We start from the raw sequence: 23,692 nt of genomic DNA, 5'->3' as shown, positions 1-23,692 counted from the left end.
AGATCCATGTCGTCCAACGTTGATCGAGCTGTCCCGTTAGGGTCATCGTCTGAGGCCGACGCGCGTCCGTCGGACATCATCGCGGACTTGATTGCCGCGCGGCTCGGCTGCGATGTCAGAGCTCTCAGCGACGATGCCGAGCCGTTGAAGCTCGGCCTCGACTCGCTCGGGATGATGTCCGTCATCAACCAGGCACGCCGACTGGGAGTATCGGCCACCTTTGAGCAGCTCGCGGAGCGCCCGACTTTCGGCGCCTGGCGGCAGTTGCTCGATGCCCCGCGCGCCGAGCCCGAGGCTGTGGACCCGGCACCACCGGTGAGTCCTGGCGAGCCGTTCGACCTGGCGCTCATGCAGCATGCATATTGGGCCGGACGAGACGCGGACATGGAGTTCGGAGGTGTGACAACGCATCTGTACAACGAGTTCGATGGCCCCTGCATCGATACGGACCGACTCGACAGAGCCGTGCGGCTGCTCTTAGAACGCCATGGGATGCTCCGAGTCGCGATCGGCGACGACGGGCGGCAGCGTATTCTCCCGCAGCCGGCGTGGCCGGGCCTCACCATTCATGATCTGCGTGACCTCGATGACGCGGAGCAGGCTGCCGCGTTGGAACGTGTTCGTCACGAGGCCTCACATCGACAACTCGATATCGCGTCCGGACAAGTATTCGATGTCGCGGTGTCGCTGGTGAGTGAGAGCAGAACGCGATTGCACGTCAATCTCGACATGATTGCCGCCGATGCAGCCAGCTTCAGGGTCCTCATGGCCGATCTCGCTACCTACTATCACGACCCGGACTCCGTACTGCCGAGCCTGACGTACAGCTTCCCTCAGTATCTTGCCGACCGCCGTCAGGCGGAACAGTCCGAGACTCACACGCGGGAGTATGCCGAGGCTCGCGACTGGTGGCAGGCACGGTTGCCCACACTGCCTGGTGCTCCTGACCTGCCGCGTCTGAGGCAGACACCCGGGCGGACGCCGACGCGCGTGCAGCGGCTGCACCACTGGTTGAACCCGGTTGAACGCGAACGGTTGGAACATATCGCGCGAAAGCATGGCGTGACGCCGGCAATGGCATTGGCGACCGCCTTTGTCGAGGCCATTGGCGGGTGGGCCACCGATCCGCAGTTCCTGCTCAACCTGCCCCTTTTCGACCGTGCAGATTTACACGCCCAGGTGCCACAGTTGGTCGGAGATTTCAGCAGCTCAGTGCTGTTGGCCGCAGATGTCACGGACCGTATGCCGTTTGCCGAAAGAGCTGTTCGTCTACAACAGGAGTTGCGAGCGGCGATCGATCACCGCGCCTATCCCGGCGTCGAAGTGCTGCGCGATCTGTCCCGCCTCGCCGGAGGAGAACGAGTCTTGGCACCCGTCGTGTACACGAGTGCGCTCAACCTGGGAGAACTGTTCGCACCGAACGTGCGGGAGGTCTTCGGTGATCCGGTCTGGCTCGTTTCACAGGGGCCGCAGGTATGGCTCGACGCGCAGGCCACGGAACTCGATGGTGGCTACCTGGTGAACTGGGACGTCCGTGAGGGCTTCTTCGCCCCCGGCGTGGCTGAGTCGATGTTCGGTGCGTACCGGGATGTGCTGTCCCAGCTCGTCGCAGACGACGCCGCCTGGCAACGCCCCATTGACGACCTACGGCCCCCTGCGCAGGCAGCCCGACATTCCGCTGTCAACGAAACCGGCGCACCGCAACGGGCCAACATCCTGCACGAGCCCTTCTTCCGGGTGGCCGCCGAGTGTCCTGACGCGACTGCGCTTGCATGGGAGACCGCCGAGGGGCCAGCCTCCCTCAGCTATGGCGGTCTGTGTGAGCAGGCCCTGCGTGTGGCCGGTGCTTTGGACGCCTCCGGGATCAGTGCCGGCGACCTGGTCGCAGTGAGCCTGCCGAAGGGTCCAGCACAAGTGGCAGCCGTTCTCGGTGTGCTCGCGGCCGGCGGCGCCTATGTACCGATCGGCGTCGATGAGCCGCCTGCCCGACAGACGGCGATATACCGCGCCACTCCGATGGTAGCCGTCATTACCGACGCCAACGCCCATCTTCCAGAGGATCTGCCCGGTAGCCCGGCCATCGTACGAATCGCTGATGCTCTGGAAGCCACCCCGCTGTCGGCAGCCCGTCGTTCTGATCCCGATGGGCCAGCCTATGTGCTGTTCACCTCCGGTTCTACAGGCACTCCGAAGGGAGTGGAGATCACCCATCGTGGGGCAAGCAACACCATCGAGGATCTCAATGACCGGTATGAGGTCGGCCCCACCGATGCTGTGCTTGCCGTGTCCGCGTTGAAATTCGACCTGTCTGTCGTCGACATCTTCGGATTGCTCAGCGTCGGTGGAACCGTCGTCCTCCCAGATGAGGCCCGCCGCGCCGACCCTGATGCGTGGATGCAGCTGATGACCGACACGCCGATCACCGTCTGGAACACCGTGCCCGTGCTCCTCGATATGCTGCTCACGGTCGCCGAGTCGTCCCCGCCCGCCGCCCGACTGGTCGCCAGCTTGCGGCTAGTGATGTTGGGTGGTGACTGGGTGGCGTTGGATCTTCCGCGCCGACTGGCGCGTTTGGCCCCCGGCTGTCGGTGCGTTGTGCTCGGAGGGGCGACCGAAGCATCGATCCAGTCGGTGCTCTTCGACGTCAACGACATCGATCCTTTGTGGCGGTCGATTCCATATGGGCATCCGATGCGCAATCAGAAAGTGCGGGTCGTCGATGGACAGGAGCGTGATCGCCCAGACTGGGCCGCGGGCGAACTCTGGATCGGCGGGGCGGGTGTCCACGGCCGCTACCGCGACAACGACGAGCTGACTGCGCAGAAGTTCGTTGAGCGGGACGGGCACCGCTGGTATCGGACCGGTGACCTCGTGCGCTGGCGAGACAGCGGCGAGTTGGAGATTCTCGGGCGTACAGACTTCCAAGTCAAGATCGCCGGTAATCGCATTGACCTCGGCGAGGTCGAATCCGCGGTTGAGCAGTATCCCGGCGTTCGGCGGGCAGTCGCGACCGTCATCGACGCGGAGAAGAGACCGCGGATCCGCGTGCTTGCCGTCGTCGATGACCCTGAAAACCATGCGCCGGACCTTGACGCGACCATTCGCGAACGGGCCAAGAAGTATCTCCCTGAGGCGATGGTGCCGGAACTCATCGTGAGCGTGACCAGCCTGCCATTGAACAGCAACGGCAAAGTGGACCGTCAGCGGGTGGCCGCTCTCCTGCAGGAGGCCGCTCCTTCGGCGGACGTCGACGGCGAACCACCGCAGGGGCCGGTGGAGGGGGCAATCGCACAGGTGTGGTCCGAGCTGTTGGGTATCACTGTGTCGGGACGAGACGATGACTTCTTCCGACTCGGCGGTGACAGCCTCACCGCGACCCGTTCGGTGGCCCGACTGCGCACCTACACGTTGCCGGGCGGCGTAGCGATCGCTGAATGCACCATATCCGGCCTGATGCGGGGCCGCACGGTGAGAGGGTTCGCATTGACTCTTCGCACGACGCAGGCAGGGCCGCGCTCTGAGAACGCGGTACTTCGCGCCCGCCCTGAGGCCCGCTTCGAGCGCTTCGCGTTGACACCCGTGCAACATGCCTACCTCGTCGGGCGTGACGAGACGCTCGCCCTGGGCGGAATCGGCGCGAACTTCTATCTCGAGCTCGATGGTGACCGTCTCGATCATGAGCGCTGGGAGAACGCGTGGCGGCACCTGGCAGAGCGCCACGACATGCTGCGAGTCACGGTCCGGGACGGACGCCAGCAAGTGGTCGAACAGATGACCGTGACCGAGCTTCCCCGACTGACCGCACCCACTCTTGAAGCCGCACGAACGCTGCTGGAACCCTTGCGGCGGCGGTCGTTCGATCTGGCCAGTGAGCCGCCCTACGCTGCCATGGCCGTCGAGTACGGACCGTCTGCACGTGTCAGGGTCGGGATCGTCGTGGATCCGATCGTGTTCGATGGGCGCAGTGTGAAGACACTTCTGTCTGAACTGGCACATCTGTACGACGATCCTGACTTCGACCTGCCGCCGTTGGGTCTCACCTTCCGTGACTATCTCACCGAAGTCGCCGTCGATCCGGACGACAAGGCCCGCGCTGAGGCGTACTGGGACCGTGTGGGTCCCGAATTGCCGCCAGCTCCTCTACTGCCCCTGGCTTCGGCCCCTGCGGCCCTCGGGCGGCCCCGCTTTGCGCGCGTCGCCCACCGGGTGCCCCGTGCACGTTATCGGCTCCTGCGGGAACGAGCGGCCTTGGTCGGGCTCACACCTTCAGCGCTCCTCCTAACTTGCTACGCACAGACGCTGTCGCGGTGGAGCGCCCGCCCGGAGCTGACGCTGAACCTCACCTTGTTCGACCGCCAGCCCGTGCACGACGATGTCGATTCCGTCATCGGCGACTTCAGTTCGCTGCTGCTGCTCGCACATCGTCCTGATGGGCAGGACGATCTCGTGAACCTCGCGCGTCAGGTGCAGGACGAACTCGCCCGGGCACTTGAGCATCGCAGTGTCTCGGCAGTGGAAGTGCAACAGCGGATCGCGCTGACTGAGGGGATCACCCAGGCCATCTTTCCGGTAGTGTTCACCAGCACCCTCGGCATTGGCGGCGGGCTCCTCGACGACGCGCCAGGCGGGTTCCCAGCGTACGCCGACGGCGCATCACAGACCTCGCAGGTGTGGCTCGATCATCAGGTAGTTGAGCAGGCTGGGGACTTGCTACTCAGCTGGGACTCGGTAGAGGGGCTCTTTCCGGAGGGACTCGTCTCGGCGATGTTCGAGGCCTACCTCGGTCTCGTGGACACGTTCATCGACTCCGCAGACGTTGACGCGATCCCCGCAGACGTCGCACTGCCAGCGGCGCAACAGGACAGCCGTGCTCGCGTCAATGCCGTGCCCAGCCTCGCGCCACAGGCGAATGCCTTGCATGTCGAGTTCTTCGCCAGGGCAGCCAAGCAACCAGCGGCTGTCGCGTTGCGCTGGGGACTGCCTGGCGCATCCGAGTCGGGATCTCTCACCTACGGTCAGCTCGCCGAGCGGGCGCTTCGCCTGGCCCGGCATCTTCAGCAGAACGGAGTGAGACGCGGCGACGCCGTTGCCGTGAGCATGCCGAAGGGACCAGACCAGGTCATCGCGGTGCTCGGAACGCTCGCCGCCGGCGCCAACTACGTACCGATCGGAGTCAATCAGCCCACCGCCAGGATCGAGCGCATCACGCGAACCGTGCAGCCTCGGTTGTTCCTCAGCAGCCTGCCCGACCTGAACGACCTCGCCCCACTCCCGGAACCTTCCCCGACAAAGGCTTCGGAGACGGCGTACACGATCTTCACCTCGGGCTCCACCGGCGAACCCAAAGGCGTACAGATGAGCCATCGAGCCGCCTGGAACACGATCGCCGACATCAACGCGCGGTTCGGGATTACAAAGGCTGATCGGGTTCTGTCGATCTCTGCGCTCGAATTCGATCTGTCCGTGTATGACATCTTCGGGCTTCTCACCGCTGGCGGGGAGGTGATCTGTGCGCTGGAGCACCAGCGGCGTGACCCTGACGAATGGCACGGCCTCGTCCGTCACCACGGCGTGACCGTCTGGAACACCGTGCCGCAGCTGCTGGACATGTACGTCACCGCGGCAGCATGGCACCCAGACACCAGCTCGAGTCTGCGGACCGCTTTCGTGTCCGGGGACTGGGTGCCACTCGACCTGGCCCATCGCCTCGCAAAGTCTGCTCCAAACGCACGGCTGATCGCGATGGGCGGCGCGACCGAAGCAGGTATCTGGTCGAACTTCTACCCGGTCGCCGACGGTATCGACGGATGGCCGAGCGTGCCCTACGGAACTCCGCTCGGCGGGCAAGCGTTCCGGGTGGTCGACGGTGTTGGACGGGACTGTCCGGATTGGGTGCCCGGTGAACTGTGGATCGGAGGCGACAGCCTGGCCGACGGGTACTTCGGGGATCCGCAGCGAACACGAGAACGCTTCCCTGTCGTGGGCGGCCACCGTTGGTACCGGACCGGTGATCTCGGCCGGTACCGGTCGGCGGGATTGCTCGAGTTCCTCGGACGTGACGACGGTCAGGTCAAGGTGCGCGGGCATCGCATCGAACTCGGCGAGATCGAGACGGCCTTGCGGGACCACCCCGATGTTGTCAGCGCCGCCGCCGTGGTGCTGCGGGGCACAGCTGATCGGATTGCCGCCGCGGTTGTTGCCCCCTCGGCCGATGACGAGCGAGACGCGGATGGCGGCCTCAATCTGGACGCGATCGCTCGGCATGCTGCGGGTCTCCTCGCACCCACCATGCGCCCAGACGTTGTCGTCGAGCTTCCGGCCATCCCGCTGACTGCCAATGGCAAACTCGACCGCGACGTAGTTGCCACCAAGATCCTCGCGATCACGAACGCGGAACCCGGAGCACCGGCCTCGCCCGAGCCAAGCAGTCGGTCCGATGAGCGTGTGGAGCAGGTGGCCGCGGTATGGGCGGAGGTTCTCAGCCTGCCGACCTTGCCCGCACCATCTGACAGTTTCTTCGCCCTGGGTGGCGACAGCCTCGCCGCTACCCGGGTCGTGGCTCGGCTACGGGACGCGCCGAGCACGGGCAGGGCACTCGGCGGTGTCGGAGTCGGAGCGCTCTTCGAGCATCCGGTGCTCGCCGACTTCGCCGAACGTCTACGCCCGGCCATCTCAGATGCTCCCCCGTTGCAGCTAGAACCGGATCTGGCCCAGCGGCACGAGCCTTTCCCGCTCACCGACGTGCAACTAGCCTATCTGCGTGGCCGCGCTCCGGGGATGCCGCTGGGCAACATCGGCACGACCTACTACCTGGAACTAAGCGCCGAGAGCGTGGACACTGGCCGCTGGCAGCAGGCCTGGCGTCGCATGATCGACCGACACGACATGCTTCGGGTGATCGTCGAGGGCGAACAGCAGCGCATTCTCCCGCCGGAGGATCTACCGGCTCCACCGGTGAGCATCGGCCGCGCCGACGATGAGCAGTCGGCCTCGGCCAGGCTCCACGAGCTGCTTGCACGTTCCTCGTTCGATCTGTCGACGTGGCCGACGTTCGCGACCGCGCTCATCCGTCATCCCGGCGGAGTGCGCGTGGGAATCGCAGTCGACTATCTGCTGCTGGACGGGTTCAGCGTCCAACTTCTCCTCACAGAACTCGCCGCGTGCTACCTCGACCCGGAGACGTCGCTTCCCGAGCTTGACGTGTCTTTCCGTGACTACGTCCTCGCAGTGGACACTTCCCCGGCAGACCGAGAAGCATCCGTCTCGTACTGGACGGACCGGCTGGAGAGCCTGCCACAGGCCCCGCACCTACCGGTAGCCGTCGATCCGGCACAGATCGACGCGCCCGTCTTCCAACGGCGTGCCGGACGGTTGGAAGCCGAGCAGTGGACCCAGGTCAAGCAGTGGTGCCGGCAGGCCGGCGTGACGCCATCCTCGGTGCTCTTGGCCTGCTATTCGCATGTGCTCTCTGCGTTCAGCGCGCGGCCCGAGCTCACGCTCAATCTGACCCTCTTCGACCGTTCCCGCGTTCATCCGCACATCGACCGCGTGCTCGGGGATTTCACGAGTCTCACGCTCTTGGAGCATCGCCCGACCGCTGAGGAGAGCCTCGCCGATGCGGCACAACGGCTGCAACGCCAGCTCGCCTCAGACCTCGATCACCGGGGTGTCTCGGCGTTGTGGGTCCAGCGAGAGCTGGCCCGAAGAACCAGCCCTACCGAGGCCGCGATGCCGGTCGTCTTCACCAGCACGCTGGGCCTGTCCGATGACGTTCTCGACCGGCTCCGTCCACCATTTCCCACATTCGTCGGCGGCGCGTCCCAGACCCCACAGGTGTGGCTCGACCATCAAGTCATGGAACAATCCGGAGCCTTGCTCTATCACTGGGATGCCGTTGAAGGTCTGTTCGCCCCCGGACTCCTGGACGACATGTTCGAGGAGTATCGGCGCCTGTTGGAACAACTTCCGAACGCCGACCTGTCTGCTGTCAGGACCCGCACGGCTGAATCCGCTCCCAGCCTCACGACCCCAGTGGAAGTCGCGGCCATCGACGCGTCCCCGAACGGGGATGCTACCCTCTCACAAGACCAGGTCGGCGCGATATGGGCTGACGTACTCGCTGTCGCTGAGGTCAACACTCACGACAGCTTCTTTGCCCTCGGGGGCGACTCCCTCCTGGCCACCAGGTTGATCGGACGCCTGCTCGATGCCGGGGCGACAGGAGTGCAGGTCGCCGATATCTTCACCCGCCCCGTGCTCGAGGACTTCTACACCGGCCTCGCTACGCGGACCCCACGTCAGGATCGACGGCGGCGAGTCGTGCCGAACCCGGCGGAGATGACCGAGCCGTTCGAGGCCACCGACGTGCAACGCGCGTACTGGGTCGGCCGTCATAGCGACCTCGCCCTGGGCGGGGTCGGTGCCTACTACTACAGCGAGTTCGACGGCGCCAAGGTGGACATCAGCCGCCTCGAGCAGGCGTGGAACACTCTCGTACGCCGCCATGCCGAGTTGCGTAGCGTGTTCACGCCCGACGGCCGACAGCAGTTTCTGCCATCTGACCAGACGGTTCTGCACGTGCCACACACGCAGCTGGACGCCACCACTGCGCCCGAGGCCGTGAACCAGGAACTGGACACACTGCGCGATCGCCTCTCGCATCGCGTGCTCGACCCCGGCCGATGGCCCCTGTTCACGGTCGAAGCGGTCACCTACCATCAGCTCGGTCAGCAGCGCACACGGGTCGGCATAGGACTGGACAACATCATCCTCGACGGCCTGTCGATGATGATCGTCTTTTCCGAACTCGAAGAACTCTACCGCGATCCCGGTGCCTCACTGCCCGAGAGGGAACTGACGTTCCGCGACTACCGCGTTCAGGTTGAACCATCGGACACACAACTGCGCGCCGATCGACAGTACTGGCAGGAACGTCTGGACAGCATCCCGCCTGGACCGCAGTTGCCAACACTGGTCGACCCCGACACAGTGACGCAACCCCGTTTCCGGCGCTGGCAGCGCCGCATCCCCGCGGAGACCTGGAAAGCGGCCCTGCAGAACGCCCGCCACCTGGGGCTCACCCCAGCGGTGGTCCTGTTGTCCAGCTACGCGGAAGTGCTCGGCCGATGGAGCACCAGTTCAGAGTTCAGCGTGAACGTGACGCTGTTCGACCGGCAGGAAGTTCACCCGCATATCGATCGCATTCTCGGTGACTTCACCTCGCTGCTCCTCGTCGAGATCAGAACCAGGCCCGGCGACACGCGCGGCGTACGGGCTATTCGCCTCCGCGATCAGCTGGCCTCCGATCTAGAGCATCGCTCGGTCTCAGCAATCTGGGTGCAGCGTGAACTGGCCCGCCGACGCGGTGCCGTGGCCGGCGCCTCAGTGGTCTTCACCAGTGGTCTCGGGCTGGGTACGGCGATGTCCCTCGATCCGGGGCCTGGCTTTCCTGACCGGATCTGGGGCATCTCGCAAACCCCACAAATCTGGCTCGACCATCAGGTTTCGCAGACTCCCGACGGAGAGCTGGTTATCCAGTGGGATGCCGTAGAAGGGTTGATTGCGGCCGAAGCCATCGGGTCCATGTTCGACGAATATGCCCGGCTCGTCTCAGCAATCGCCGATCCGGGTTGGGCCGACTCCCGTCCAGGCCTACCGGCAGCATCCGCGTCCCACCTCGCCCAACCAGCATCGTCTCCTCAGGGGCCCGTCTCGATACGAGGCGAGAGTTCCCCAGTCGCCGAGGCAGGCAAGCCCCGCCCCGGCGTCGAGTCGACTGTTGCCCGGATCTGGGAGGAGCTCCTCGGGTCGACCGGGATCGATCGTGTTGCTGACTTCTTCGGTCTGGGCGGCGATTCCCTCGTCGCTACCCGCATGGTTGCCCGAGTGCGCGCTGAGGTGGGGATCGAACTGAGCCTTCGCGAATTCTTCGCTGACCCAACGATCGCCGCGGTGGCTGCGACCGGGATGGGACCACATGGTGGGCAGATGCAGGCCGGGACTGAGGATTTCGAGGAAGGAGAGCTGTGAACGCCAACGCACTGATTACCGAACTTGAACATGCCGGGGTGCATCTCTGGCTTGACGGCGACAAGCTCCGGTTCCGCGGGCCCCGCGGTGTCATGAGCCAGGAACGACGCGAGCAAGTTTCCGCACGACGTGACGAGATCATTCAGCTGTTGCGCCAGCAGGCATTGCCCGAGGCCATCCCCGAGCCGGATGCCTGTCATGCGCCCTTCCCCTTGACCGACGTGCAGGCCTCATATCTGCTCGGGCGGGTGCGGGGGAACCGACTCGGTGGGGTGGGGTGCCACAGCTACATAGAGATCTCTTTCCGCTCCCTGGACGTGGACCGCCTCGAACGCGCATGGCAGGCAGTCATCGATCGGCACCCGATGCTTCGTGCAGTCATTTTGCAGCGTGGCGAACAGCGTGTGCTGCCAGAGGTACCGCGCTACAGAATTGCGGTCACGGACCTACGTGGCGCTGATCGGGAAGCGTGCCAGTCGCATCTGACGCGAACGCGCGCCGAAATCGATCACACCGTGTACGTCACGCATGAATGGCCCCTATTCACACTCCGGATCACAAGGCTGCCGGATCAAGACATCCTGCATCTGTCGATCGACATGCTCATCGCCGACTTCGTCAGCATCCAACTGCTCCTGGCTGATCTCGACCGAAGCTATTCCGGGGTCGACACCGATGAGCCGAGAGTCACGTTCCGCGACTATGTGTTGGCTCATCGCCAACTGCCTCAGCATCCAGAGTGGAGGCGCGACCGCAGTTACTGGCTCGACCGCATCGATACCCTCCCCTCGGCACCGGAATTGCCCGCGGCTGGAGATGGCACACCCGTCGCCGGCCCCGCCCCTGTCGAGGACTCCCATCCTCGCTTCACCCGTCGAACGCTGCGGTTGTCACCGCAGTCGTGGGCTGCACTGCGAGAAGCCGGCCGCAACCACGGACTCACTCCCTCGGGAACACTGCTGTCCGCCTACGCCGAAGTGATCGGGCGCTGGTCACGACACGACCGGTTCTCCCTCAATGTCACCTTGCAGGGGCGCCTGCCCCTACATCCTGATATCGATGCTGTCGTAGGCGATTTCACCTCGGTGATCCCCTTGGCCGTGGATCATTCGGCCGCGACCTACGTCGAGCGGGCCATGGCCGTGCAGAATCAGCTCGCCGACGACCTCGACCATCGAATGTTCTCCGGCATCGAGGTCCTGCGTGAACTCGGTCGCCGTCACGGGTCCGAGACCGCACTCATGCCCGTCGTGTTCACCAGCGCACTCGGGCTCACCCGCACAACCGAGTCAGACACAGGTCCCACCGAGGGCACTGCAGACGGTCTCATGACGGAAGCGACCGCCCGCTACGGCATCAGCCAGACTCCACAGGTTCACTTGGACTGCCAGGTGCTCGAAGACCGCGGCGGCCTCGTCGTCAATTGGGATGTCCGCGACGGCGCCTATCCAGCGGGCGTCATCGAGGACATGTTCGCCGCGTTTGAGTCACTTCTCCACGTCCTCGCCGGAGGGCCTGCGTCTACCGAGGGACCCAGTGATCGGGACCCCGCTTCACTCCAAACATGGGAACTGCAGTGCCCCATACCGGTGCCGGAATCCCAACTACGCACCCGGGAAAACCTCAACCGCATCACCACCCCCGCAGCTCCCGGACCGGACGCCGGGCTCGTACATAGTCCACTCCTCGCCGCCGCGCACCGCACCCCGGACGCACCGGCGATCATTGCGCCGGACACAACCCTGACGTACCAGGAACTCGTCAGCGCCGCCGCCCAACTGGCAACCCTGATCCCAGACCACGACTCGCCGGTTCCAGTAGCAGTGGCGCTCGACAAGGGGGCCACGCAGATCGCGGCCGTGATCGCCGTACTGCTGGCCGGACGACCCTACCTGCCTCTCGATCCACGACAGCCGCTTACACGGCAGATGAGCATTGTTGACGACGCCGGCGTCGACGTGCTGCTCACGGACGGCGCCGATCCTCACACATGGCCCGATGCCCTCACTGTGGTCCCCATCGACCATATCCCTGCCCCGGACACAGCCGCCCTGGTCCCGGCCGGCAGCACCGGCCCGGACGAGCTCGCGTATGTGATCTACACATCAGGTTCGACGGGCCGCCCGAAAGGCGTCGCGGTGTCCCATCATGCGGTTCGGGCGACACTCGACGATATTGTCGACCGATTCCAGTTACACCCGCAGGACCGTGTGCTCGGTCTCTCCGGTTTGAGCTTCGACCTGTCCGTGTTCGATATCTTCGGCACCTTTGCAGCAGGGGCCGCGGTCGTGTTGCCGGAGTCGCACCGGCGCGGTGATCCCGCTCGCTGGGCCCAGCTCATCGATGACCATGGTGTGTCGGTGGTCAATAGTGTTCCGGCTCAGCCTCAGATGCTCGTCCAGTACTTGCGCTCGCAGCCAGAGAGCGGGCGTGCGCTTCTCGAATCGGTGCGCTTGATCATGATGAGCGGAGACTGGATACCCACTTCCTTGCCCGGCGAGCTCTCGGAGGTGTTGCCGCAGGCGCACCAGGTCAGCCTCGGCGGGGCGACCGAGGCATCCATCTGGTCGATCTTCCATCCCATAGCCGAGGTCCCGCCACATTGGCGCAGTATTCCGTACGGGGTGCCGTTGCTGGCCCACAGCTTCGCCGTCCGTGACGAACACGGCCATGATCAGCCCGATTGGGTACCCGGTGAGTTGTGGATCGGCGGGGACGCTCTTGCCACCGGTTATTTCCGTGACGCCGACCTGACCGCTGTCCGGTTTATCACCGATCCGCTGTCCGGGGCTCGCATGTACCGCACCGGCGATATCGGACGGTATCTACCCGGCGGGATCATCGAGTTCCTCGGCCGCGAAGATCAGCAGGTCAAGATTCGAGGGCACCGGATCGAACTGGCCGAAGTGGAGACGGCGATGCAAACCTTCCCACCGGTCGCTGCCGCTGCGGTCATCGTTGACGGTGACCGGGCCCTGGAACGTCGGCTGGTCGGTTTCTACACTCGCGACCATCAGCGCGAGGCTGCTGTACCCGATCAACAGCTCGCAGTCGCCGCGAAGGATGCTGCCGCTGGCATCGTGAATGGAACCGACCCGGATCGGCTGGCAGAGTTCGCGGACCGGATGGACCGGGCAGCTCGGTTGTCCATGACATGCGCCCTTCGTGAACTCGGCCTGTTCTCTGACCCCGAGGTCGCGTACAGCACCGAAGGGCTGCTCACGCAGTCCGGGGCCACCCCTGCCAACCGACGGGTGGTGCGGCGTTGGCTGCGGATGCTCGCTGCCGACGGTCTCGTCACCCGCACGCCGGAGGGCGACTGGACCAGATTGGCCCCGGTGACGCGCCAGGATGTCCAGGATGCGTGGGACTCAGTGGAGCAGGCGCATCATGGCTTGGACGACGGGGCCGAGCTCATCACGTTCTTGCGTTCGTGTGCCCAGGAGCTGGCCGACCTGGTGCGCGGCGAGGATTCTGCCCTGTCTCTGCTGTTCCCGCACGGCGATATCGGAACGGCCGAGGCGGCGTACAAGGACAACATCATCAGCAGATACGTCAATCAGGCTGTGACGGCCGTGATGAGGACACTTGCCGACCAGCACACGGGAACTCTGCATGTGCTCGAAGTCGGTGCTGGCGTCGGAGGGACGACCGCTGACGTCGTCACGGCACTCGCCGGCACACGAATCGACTACTTGTTCACTGATCTGTCGCGGTTCTTCCTTACCGACGCGCAGCGGCAGTTCTCCAACGTGCCGGGGATGCGATACGGGATTTTCGACATCAATGCCGACCTCGACGGACAGGATGTCGAACCAGGCAGTTACGACGTGATCCTGTGCGCGAACGTCCTGCATAACGCCGCGTCGGCCGATGTGGTCATCGACCGGCTTCGTGCCCTCCTCGTTCCTGGTGGGCGACTCGTGTTCATCGAGACTGTGCGCGAGAACACATCGGTGATGATGTCGATGGAGTTCTTGATGACCTTTGACGACACCACACGCCCGGACTTCGCCGATGCGCGACACGGGCAAGATCGTATCTTCCTGACTCGCGATGAGTGGCTTGATGTTCTGCACCGGGCAGGCGGGGCCATTGAGGTCTGCCTCCCCGATGATCGGGTCATGGAACAGTTCGGGCAGGCCGCATTCTGTGTGCGGTTCGGCTCCGACGTCGACGGCGTCCAGGATCATGGCCTCTCCGAGTGGCTGTCCGAACGGTTGCCCGAACCGATGGTGCCCTCACGCCTGATCCCGGTAGATGCGCTCCCACTCACGGCGAACGGGAAGGTCGATCGAGCTGCTCTCGCCGCGCGTGTGCCACGCTCGCAGCCTGCCGCCATAGGAACCAGCGATGCACCGCGTGACGACCTCGAGCGGCGCCTGGCCACTATCTGGGCGGAGTTGTTGGGGCTCGAGACTGTGGGCCGAAATGACGACTTTTTCGCCCTCGGCGGTGACTCGCTGCTGATTGCCCGGCTCGCTGAACAGTTGCGGACTTCGGTCCCGGAGGCCTCTGACATCACGTGGGAGGCACTGATCCCGGAGCTGATGTCACGGCCGACGGTCATGGACCTCGCCGCCCAACTGCGCCGTGCCGACTCCCCACGACCCCTGCGTGTATTGCGTGGCGCCTCCGCCACGTCGGAGCGTCGGCGGGTGCTGGTGCATGACGGAAGCGCGACCCTGCTGCCATACCGGTCCCTGATCGCTTCGCTCGATTCCGATGTTCCACTACTCGGCCTGGCCCCGCCACGGCTGGACGAATACCTCGCCCGTCCAACCGAGAACCTCGTGACCGGGCTGGCAGAAGAATACGCAGAACTACTGGCCGGAGGTCCTCCGGTCGAGCTTATCGGCTACTGCATGGGGGGCATGACCGCACTGGAATTGGCACGCGAACTCCGCCGCCGCGGGACACATGTCCAACGCCTCACCGTGATCGGCAGCCACCGCGTTCCCTACTTGGTCGAAGAGCCCGGACTGGTCGAGTACGGGTATGCCAGGTTACGCGGCATCGACCCGTCCGCCGTGGGCCTGCCTGCCGATCCTGGTGCTGTCGGCCACGAAGTACGGGTGGCGCTGGACCGGCATGGGCTCGTGCCCAAGGGCAGCCTCGACGCAGTGCTCGGGTCCTATCTCACCGCTACCCGCGCCGAGCGCGTCTCCGCACTGGCCGCGCAGACCGGAGACACAGCCGAGCAGTTAGATCAAGGGCTCACCGTGTTCACCCATAGCATCACCGGGGTCGTTCAATGGCGCCCGGACCCCTACGACGGGCCGGTGGAGTTCTTGAGCCATGCCTCCGACGTGCCCTTCCTCCCTGGCGTCGTGGACGAGCCCACAACCTTCTGGCGAGAACTGTGCGGCCCCTCATTGACCATCCATGACATCCCCGGCGACCACTTCGCATGCTTGCACGATCCCCACGTCGACACGGTGGCGGCATGGATCGAGCACCGAGACCAGCAGGCCGAACGATGATCGGCATCATCGGCGCCACCGGGATGGTCGGCGCAGCCGTTGCAGAGCGACTCCACTCAGCTGGCTTCCCGATTCGACTCGGCGGCCGTCGGAGGTCAGCGATCAACCATCCAACGCACGCTGACATCGAGAGCACACAGGTGGACATCACCGACCCGGTCTCCCTCGATGCCTTCTGTCGGAACTGCTCGGTCGTCGTCAACTGTGCTGGCCCGTCCTACAGGATCCTGGATACCGTCGCTCGCGCTGCCTTCAGCAATGGAGCACATTACGTCGATCCCGCAGGCGACGATCCCGTCTACACTCGTCTCGAACAACCCCCTGGTCCACAGAGGGCAGCGGTCGTCTCTGCCGGGCTCTTGCCCGGCGTCAGCGCTATGATTCCGTCCTGGCTCGCCACCCGATTCGACGAGCCCATCCGTCGCCTTTCCTGCCTCGCTGGCGGCATCGCACCATTGTCCGATGCCGCCGCTGCAGACTTCCTCCTCAGCGAGGAAGCGGGAATAGGCCAGCCGCTGGCCGACTGGTCCAATCATCAACGCCGGACCGCGGCTCTACGCCCAATCCGACAAATCAATCTGCCGTTCTTCCCCGGCAGCGTATCGGCATTTCCGTACCTGCCAACTGAACTCGAGCGAGTGTGTCACCGGTACAAGGTGCCGGAGGCACGATGGTTCAACATCTTCCCAGCCGGTCAGGCCGAACAGGTCATCGCCACGCTCGGACCCATACCTGATACCGGCCTCGACGACGCCGTCGCTCAACTGCGAAGCGCCGTCGTACACGACATGCAGGGCCAGGCTCCATATCACAGGATCGTGGTGCAAGCCGCCACCGATGCCGGTGAAGTCCGCACCACGGTCCTCAGCTGCGAAGACGGGTACCAGGTGACCGCGTTCGTCACTGCCACGGTGGCAACGCTTGTCCACTCCGATCAGATCCCAAATGGCGTCTATCGGGCCGAGGATATCCTCGATCCATCCGACATCATCACATCCCTCCACGGCCTACAGGGTGTTTCAGTGATCGAGATCGGTCCTAGCCTTGAACTCATTGATCCCACCCAGGCCCAGACTTCCACGCATGAGGAGGAAGGAGAGCTTTGACTCGACCTCACGACACTTGGTTACGTCCGCTGACGAGCCCTCATACGCCTGACATGACCGTGATCTGCCTACCCCACGCCGGTGGAGCGTCAAGCTATTTCCGACGGTGGATACCTGTCACACCCGAACGGGTCGAACTCCTCGGCGTTCAGTATCCCGGCCGCGAGGACCGGATATCCGAGCCTGTGCCAGGGACCGTGTCAGCACTCGCTGACGAGGTCGCGGCCGCCGTTGCCAGTGAACTTCGAGAGCGCCCCAGACCACGGTGGGCACTCTTCGGGCATAGCCTCGGAGCAGCCATTGCCTTCGAAGTCACCCGACTCTTGGAAAACCAAGACCTCCAGCCTGACCGTCTGATCGTGTCTGCCCGGCACGCACCGCACATCCGGAGGGCAAGCACCTTGCACCTTGCCAGCGATGACCAGCTCGTCGCCGATCTGCGTCGGCTCGGTGGGACTGCTTCGCCAGTCCTGGACGATCCCGAGATCCGTTCGCTGCTGCTCGCCACGATCCGGGCCGATTACCAACTCGCGGAGACCTACCAGCCAAGCGCGTTTGAACCGCGCCGTGCTCTGACCGTGGCGTGCACTCCTATGATCGAGACGCCGGTCACCGCAATCGTCGGCGATCGTGACTCAGAAGCCAGCCCGGCCGACGGACGAAAATGGGCGGCCGTCACCCGTGGCTTTTTCGAGATCCGGGTGCTGCGCGGCGGACACTTCTATCTCGCCGAAGATCCTCGAACGGCCGTCAGCGAAGTCACCAGTGCAATAGCACCCGAGCTCACCAACTGGCCGTCCACCCCGTAATTGTGCCTGCCACCCACTGTTCGAGACCAGGAGCCTCCAAATGACCCTCACACCACCTATCCGACCATCCGGCCTGACCCCGTGGCCGAACGACGCCGCCCTGACCTACCGACGAGCTGGAGCGTGGGCAGACCGCCTTCTCACCGAGTCATTCAACGACTGGTGTCTCAGGAGTCCTGACGGCATTGCCGTGATAGCAGGCGCGGAGAAGCTCACATACACGCAACTCGCCACCAGAGTTGCCCGCCGGGCGGCAGGGTGGGCTGGCCATGGCATCCGTTCGGGTGACCGGGTACTGGTGCAGGTGCCCAACCGTATCGAGTTCCCGATCGTGTTGCTGTCACTCATCCGTGTCGGCGCCGTGCCGATCCTCACCATGCCGGCGCATCGACACAGGGACATAACCGCCCTCGCGAGACGCTCTGGAGCCGTTGCCTACGTGACCGTCGATCGTGAGCGGGGTTTCGACTACCGGAATCTCGCTGCCGAAGTACAGTCAGCAGCTCCTCAACTTCGATACGTCTTCGTCGACGGAGACCCGGGACCGCACATATCGCTGGCACGCGTCGACGCGGACCCTGCGAGTATGCCAAGCGATGACGGAGCAGACCCGAGCGACATCGCGCTCCTGCTGCTGTCCGGTGGCACTACCGGCGTACCGAAGCTCATTCCGCGCACCCACAACGACTACGCCTTCAACGCCCGCGCCTCCGCCGAGCTCTGCTGCTTCGACTCCCACACCGTCTACCTTGCCGCTCTTCCGGCAGCGCACAACTTCGTACTCGCATGTCCCGGAATTCTCGGTACATGGGCGTCCGGCGGCACCGTGGTTCTGGCGCCATCGCCCGCACCAGACGAGTGCTTTACCCTCATCGCGCAACACCAGGTCACGCATACCGCGCTCGTTCCCTCACTCGTGCAAGTCTGGCTCGACGCCGCCGAATGGGAGCACCCCGATCTGTCCAGCATGGACCTGTTGCAGGCCGGCGGCTCACGACTGTCCGCCAGTCTTGCCCGGCGCGCTCGAACTGACTGGCAGCTGACTGTGCAACAGGTTTACGGCATGGCCGAAGGACTGCTCAATTTCACCCACCTTGATGACCCCGACGACATCACCGATAACACCCAAGGGCGCCCTTTGTCCTCCCTGGATGAAATCCGGATAGTCGACGAACACGGGCAAGACGTGCCTGCCGGTGAGGAGGGCGAGCTCTGGACCCGAGGTCCCTACACCATCCGCGGATACGTCGCCGAGGACGAGGTCAACCAACGAGCCTTCTCGAGCGAGGGCTTCTATCGTTCTGGCGACCGCGTTCGACGCTTGGGCAACGGAAACTTGGTCGTCTCCGGTCGAGTCAACGAAACAATTAGCAAAGGCGGGGAGTCCATTGCCACTGATGACATCACCGACATCCTACGAGAACACCCCGCTATCGACGACTGTGCAGTAGTCGGGATCGCAGGTGACGGAGTGGATCAGCGGATCTGCGCAGTCATCGTCCCCTCAGGTACCCCGCCGGTCCTCACGCAACTGCGGGAGTTTTTGCTGGCTGAAGGGATCGCCGCTCACAAACTCCCTGACGTCGTCGAATGCATGCCCGCACTTCCGCTCACGACCATCGGAAAAATAGATTCCAACGCCATCCGCCAGAACCTCGGCCTGAAGAAGGAATAGACCGACAGCCCGAAACCATCCGAATAGCAAAGACACAAACCTACCATGGATGAGAGACTGTACAGTCCCGATGGCTTTCGCGCACTACTTCCTGTCACCTTCGCTGTCGAGGAGACTGACAAGGATGTGAGCGAATCGGAGCTCTTTCCCGAGGAGAAAGTACAGGTGATGGATGCCGTCCGATCGCGACGCCGGGAATTCGCAACCGTACGCGTTTGTGCCCGCCAAGCTCTAGGGAAACTCGGATGGCCACCTGTTTCCATCCTATCCGGTCGGCGGCGCGAACCAATTTGGCCCGAAGGCATTGTTGGGAGCATGACGCACTGCGACGGCTACCGAGCCGCCGCAGTTGCATCGAAGACCGACGCGGTTGCAGTTGGAATCGACGCCGAGATCAACGAGCCACTACCCGTGGAAGTGGTGGATTTGATAATGGCCGGACACGAAGCACAAGCACTCAGCATACTCGCCTCATCCGATCCGCAGATTGCCTGGGGTCGCCTCCTTTTCAGTATCAAGGAGAGCATCTATAAGGCCTGGTATCCACTGACGGCGTCGTGGCTCGATTTCGCCCAATGCGAGGTATCAATCGGGGCCAATACCTTTACAGGACGCCTCTGCGTTCCGGCTCCCGCAGTAAACGGCATTGACCTAAGTTGCATACGAGGACGCTGGACAGTTTACCGCGAGCATCTCCTGACGGCGGCTCTTGTGGGGTAAGTCACATGCTGAACTAATAAATAAGTCCAGCCACTCACTCGCTATGTCCGGCCGCCAAGCCAATCACCATCACCCGCTCAAATAATCACTCTCTGCCTGAATACTTTCAATCCTCGTTGAAGGCGATGAACTGACTGGGCAGATGACACAGATTTGAAGGAGAAGAAAATGCTATACCACCAGTGCGCTTCCGAGTCCGTCACCGAAGGACACCCCGACAAAATCTGCGGCTCAATCCTCGATGCGCTGCCCGAAAAAGGTTAGGGCGCGCGGGTCGCGGTCGAAACACTTGTGACGTTGTGGTCGTGGCCGATGTGCGAGGCGTGAAAATACTCCTCCGTGACCTGCTGCCCATCACGGGTGGCCGTGTATTCCTTGGGCTCGCCGAAAGTGGCCTCTCCCGGCCCACCCCGACGGCGACCAGCCGGCCACGGGGCAGTCATGCAGCGAAGGACTTCTCGGTGCCCGGCTGGGTGCCGGCGCGCAATAGCTCCTCGATCTCGGCGCGATCGGTGCGCAGTTGGGCGGCGTCGGCACGGGTGGGCCAGGCGCGGAGTTTCGTGATGATCGGGCGTGCGGTGCGCAGCATGACCACCCCGGTCCCGAACGGCATCGTGCGCAGCGTGTCCGGCGGCAGGATCGGCACCCTCCGGAGGGAGCGCTGGTTCGAATGCGACCCGTAGGCATCGGTGCTCACCGAGTCGGTGGTCTCGTCCCGGTCCCCCACGAGGGTGGAGACGTCTTGGAGGTCCTTGGAGTTGCTCGCCCCGCCGAGGAGGATCTTCACAATCGAGGCATCCCAGAGCGCGTTCGCATTGTTCTCGCCCCACTTCTCCCTCGCCTGCGCCAGAGACTGCAACACCGGCAAACACGTGATCCCAGTACCGCCTCCTTCGGCCATGAGCACGGGCAGCGCCGGCAGCGGCGCTAAGTTCCCAATCTCGTCCAATGCCAACAGCAGGGCCGGGTCCATCCGGGCGCCTGCTGAGCGGGCCGCGAGCTTCCGGGCGGTCTCGACGAGGTCTTCGATGAACGCGGCGACGAGGGCTGCGGCCGCACCGGACCCGCTGCCGGTAGCCAGCAGGTACAGGGTCCCGTTGGCGGTGAGGAACTCCTCCGGGTCGAACTCTTCGTCGGGACCCGGTGAGACGGCATCGAGCACGCGCGGATCGGCCAGGGCCGCGAAGGCCAGGGAGACGCCTTGCCAGATCGAGTCCCTCGTGCGGGGGTCGGCCTGGACCATCGCGTCGAGGGAATCGGCCCACCCATCGGCAGCATCCGGATGGGTCGAGAGGATACGGACCGCGTCGGCAGCCGAGGTGGGGTTCAGCGCCCACTGGTAGACGGTGCGTGCACCCTGCCCGTCCAAGGCGGCGGCGTGGAGCATGGCCTGGATCGCGGCGGTGGTCTTGCCCTCCCAGAAGCCCCCATCGGAGACGCCGCCGAAGTTCGCTGCCGTCGCCAGGCCCTTGGCCCGGATCATCGCCGTCAGGGGGTCGGCGCAGCCGCGGACCGGGCTCCACCGCATTCCCGCCGGCAGGCCCGGTGCCAGCTGCTGCGGATCGAAGATCGCCACCGGCCCCTTACGCTCCCGTGCCTTCATCGTCACGGTCAGGTTGTCCGGCCGGGTCGAGGTCGCGATCACCGGGCCTGCGGCATCGAGGATCATGTTGATCACGATGTTCAGGCCCTTCCCGCTACGTGGCGGGCCAAGCAGCAGCATGGAGTCCTCGATCGTGGCCCACACCTGCCCGCCCCGCGTCGTGCCCAGCAAGTACCCGACGTCGCTGGGATCGACCCGCCCCGTCAAGGACGGACGCAGCGTCGATGCCTTCTGGATGAGGGCTTTGCGGGAGGCCACGCGTGCGACTTCGTCTGCCGTCGCCGTCCCGTCCAGGCGATGGATCTGGTTGCTCTGCTTCGATCGGCGCGCGATCCGCCATACCAGCCCGGCCAGGAGCGCGAGACCGGTGAGGGTGAGGAGCACGAGCGCCCAGAACACGAACGGGTTCAAGCCTGGTGCTCCCATCGCCGCCCCGGGGTCTAACGGGGAGGCGAAGACACCGATGCCGGTCGCGGGTCCGCCGGTCGGTTGTGGCCTGCCGGTGACGAACGCGGCCGCTGAGCCGATACCGCGTAGGAGCAAGGCGAGGGCGGCGAATCCGGCCAGAGCGCCGAGGGCGAGACTGACGAGTTGGTCATTGGGTGGGCGGTTGTTCACGAGCGGGTCTCCTTCGTGCCAGCCGGCCAGAAGAAGAGGCCGGGCAGCACTCAGGTGAGTGGCCGGATCGTCACGGTGCGCGAGATGCGCCCGGCCAGCACCACCTCGACCGGCTCGGGCAGCTCGTCGACGTCGAGCTCGCCCCGGTCGATGAGGACACGGGTACGGCCACCGGCATCGGCGGAGGCGTGCCGGATGACGAGGGCGACGAGGACCTCCTCCCCGGAGGTGAAGTCCTCCCCGGTGAGCTCGACCAGCCCCGACTCCTCCGCACCGTCGTCTGCCCTGTCGGTGTCGTCTTCGTCTGAGGTGTCGGACTCGGGCGGTGGCGGGTCGAGGATGTCGGCCAGGACGCGGCCGTCGGGTTCATGCATTTCGACGCGCGTGGCGACCCCGAGGGCGCTGACCTGCTCGGCGATATGCGTCCAGAAGTCGGTGCGGGCGATCGTGGTCGCGGTGGCCTTATCGCCGTTGGTGGTCACCACGAGGGTGTCCTCGTGGGCCTCGGCGACGATCAGCGGCAGCACCGGAGGGATCGCCTCTGCCCGGGCCGCGGTGTGCCTACCGGTAGACGTGCTGGAAGGGCGGGAGCGTTTCTGACGTGATCTCACACCCGGCAGGTATGTCGCCTGTCCGGCTAGTCCGCTTCTACGGTGCGTTCACAGCGCTTAGCAGGCGAGCAAGCGCGAGACCCACGAGGAGGACACCCACGATCGCGCAGATGCCGCCACCGATGCGCAGGAGCCGGCCGCCGCCACTCTCTGGGTCCGCATCGGTGGTGGCGAACACCGGAGGCTCGCCGATGCTAGGACTTCTCTGCTGTGCTGGTGGTGCGGTCAGACGGCGTTCGACCCTGCCGTCGAGGTGGTGGATCTCGACGTGCGTGCGCCCGCCCATCTGGCCGGTGAGCTCGTCGATCGCCGCGTCGAGCTCGCTGGTGTGGATCGGGGCGCAGGGCATGCGGGTGCCGTTGATCGTCGCGATCAGCCACGCCTCATCGTGGGCATCGAAGCGAATCCGGTCCGGGGTGACATCTGCTGAGTCCATACCCGGCAGGTACGGACACCAAGCCCCCGCTACCGAGACCATGCACCCAGACCCCGCGCGGTCGGGCACCGGGACTGTGTCGGGGCCTCAGAGCGTCAGGGCAATTCCCGGGTTCGCTGCGGCGAATCGGTCACAGATCGAATGCGGCCCGCGCGGGGATTCTCCATGTTCATCGTCGCTGACCGTGCCGCAGTGGACAGGCACTTTTTTTGAGGTTCGCTGATCACGAGCGGAGTATCTCGTACACTCGCCCCATGGCAAGGAAATTCGTGTCCCAGATTACCGACGACATCGACGGCGAGATTCTCTCTGAAGAGGACAGCGAGACGATCCAGTACAGCCTTGACGGGCGGCATTACGAGATCGACCTCGGTCCTGCCAACGCGAAGAAGTTCCGCGAGGTCCTGGAGCCGTATGTCTCCGTCAGCAGAAAGGCTGCCGCCCCCGCACGGACGCGCCAATCACGATCGAAGACCACGAAGCCCGGTCGCGGGCTCGACATGTCGGCTGTCCGGTCCTGGGCGCGCGAGAACGGGCACACTGTCCCAGACCGCGGCAGGATTCCGAATGTGGTCTTGGACGCATACGAAGCCGCCCATTAA

Annotated in this window: 10 protein-coding genes; 7 read left to right on the top strand and 3 right to left on the bottom strand. The window is 64.6% G+C overall.

Annotated elements, in window-relative coordinates; all coding sequences use genetic code 11:
- Positions 1 to 6: 6 nt before the first annotated feature.
- From INT40_RS00215 to INT40_RS00190, 6 genes are read left to right on the top strand one after another with little or no spacing between them, the layout of a single operon-like run.
- A complete protein-coding gene (locus tag INT40_RS00215; RefSeq protein ID WP_193095229.1) occupies positions 7 to 10,029 on the top strand; it encodes a non-ribosomal peptide synthetase in 10,023 nt (3,340 codons plus the stop codon).
- Positions 10,026 to 15,512 carry a non-ribosomal peptide synthetase gene (locus INT40_RS00210; RefSeq protein WP_096157087.1) on the top strand — a complete coding sequence of 1,829 codons (5,487 nt, stop codon included), beginning with the start codon at positions 10,026 to 10,028 and terminating at the stop codon, positions 15,510 to 15,512. Before INT40_RS00215 ends, INT40_RS00210 begins: the two co-directional genes overlap by 4 nt.
- Positions 15,476 to 16,618 carry a saccharopine dehydrogenase NADP-binding domain-containing protein gene (locus INT40_RS00205; RefSeq protein WP_165770431.1) on the top strand — a complete coding sequence of 381 codons (1,143 nt, stop codon included), beginning with the start codon at positions 15,476 to 15,478 and terminating at the stop codon, positions 16,616 to 16,618. Before INT40_RS00210 ends, INT40_RS00205 begins: the two co-directional genes overlap by 37 nt.
- Before the next feature lie 53 nt (positions 16,619 to 16,671).
- Positions 16,672 to 17,427: a thioesterase II family protein gene (locus INT40_RS00200; RefSeq protein WP_096157089.1), complete on the top strand. Its 756-nt coding sequence runs from the start codon at positions 16,672 to 16,674 to the stop codon at positions 17,425 to 17,427.
- Between the two features lie 40 nt (positions 17,428 to 17,467).
- Positions 17,468 to 19,102, top strand: a complete 1,635-nt coding sequence (locus INT40_RS00195; RefSeq protein ID WP_096157090.1) for a (2,3-dihydroxybenzoyl)adenylate synthase — start codon at positions 17,468 to 17,470, stop codon at positions 19,100 to 19,102.
- 45 nt (positions 19,103 to 19,147) lie between these two features.
- Positions 19,148 to 19,822 carry a 4'-phosphopantetheinyl transferase family protein gene (locus tag INT40_RS00190; RefSeq protein ID WP_096157091.1) on the top strand — a complete coding sequence of 225 codons (675 nt, stop codon included), beginning with the start codon at positions 19,148 to 19,150 and terminating at the stop codon, positions 19,820 to 19,822.
- 439 nt (positions 19,823 to 20,261) lie between these two features.
- Here INT40_RS00190 and INT40_RS00185 read toward each other — a convergent pair whose 3' ends face one another.
- From INT40_RS00185 to INT40_RS00175, 3 genes are read right to left on the bottom strand one after another with little or no spacing between them, the layout of a single operon-like run.
- Positions 20,262 to 22,043, bottom strand: a complete 1,782-nt coding sequence (locus tag INT40_RS00185; RefSeq protein ID WP_096157093.1) for a type IV secretory system conjugative DNA transfer family protein — start codon at positions 22,041 to 22,043, stop codon at positions 20,262 to 20,264.
- Between the two features lie 50 nt (positions 22,044 to 22,093).
- Entirely contained in the window at positions 22,094 to 22,654 is a 561-nt protein-coding gene (locus INT40_RS00180) for a hypothetical protein (RefSeq protein WP_133066619.1), read from the bottom strand.
- Positions 22,655 to 22,691: 37 nt separating this feature from the next.
- Entirely contained in the window at positions 22,692 to 23,090 is a 399-nt protein-coding gene (locus tag INT40_RS00175; RefSeq protein ID WP_096157095.1) for a hypothetical protein, read from the bottom strand.
- A 254-nt stretch (positions 23,091 to 23,344) separates the two neighbouring features.
- On the opposite strand from INT40_RS00175, the gene INT40_RS00170 reads away from it, so the two are divergent.
- Positions 23,345 to 23,692 carry a histone-like nucleoid-structuring protein Lsr2 gene (locus tag INT40_RS00170; RefSeq protein WP_096157096.1) on the top strand — a complete coding sequence of 116 codons (348 nt, stop codon included), beginning with the start codon at positions 23,345 to 23,347 and terminating at the stop codon, positions 23,690 to 23,692.

It is taken from the genome of Brevibacterium sp. FME17, assembly GCF_014897515.1.
Lineage (GTDB): Bacteria > Actinomycetota > Actinomycetes > Actinomycetales > Brevibacteriaceae > Brevibacterium.
Note: the sequence above shows the minus strand (reverse complement) of the source record. Positions and strands in the feature narration are given on the sequence as shown.

Bases quoted from the DNA above. Each gene is read 5' to 3' on its own strand.
- INT40_RS00200 (WP_096157089.1), top strand. From the start codon at position 16,672: ATGACCGTGATCTGCCTACCCCACGCCGGTGGAGCGTCAAGCTATTTC.
- INT40_RS00175 (WP_096157095.1), bottom strand. From the start codon at position 23,090: ATGGACTCAGCAGATGTCACCCCGGACCGGATTCGCTTCGATGCCCAC.
- INT40_RS00190 (WP_096157091.1), top strand. From the start codon at position 19,148: ATGGATGAGAGACTGTACAGTCCCGATGGCTTTCGCGCACTACTTCCT.
- INT40_RS00195 (WP_096157090.1), top strand. From the start codon at position 17,468: ATGACCCTCACACCACCTATCCGACCATCCGGCCTGACCCCGTGGCCG.
- INT40_RS00205 (WP_165770431.1), top strand. From the start codon at position 15,476: ATGGATCGAGCACCGAGACCAGCAGGCCGAACGATGATCGGCATCATC.
- INT40_RS00215 (WP_193095229.1), top strand. From the start codon at position 7: ATGTCGTCCAACGTTGATCGAGCTGTCCCGTTAGGGTCATCGTCTGAG.
- INT40_RS00170 (WP_096157096.1), top strand. From the start codon at position 23,345: ATGGCAAGGAAATTCGTGTCCCAGATTACCGACGACATCGACGGCGAG.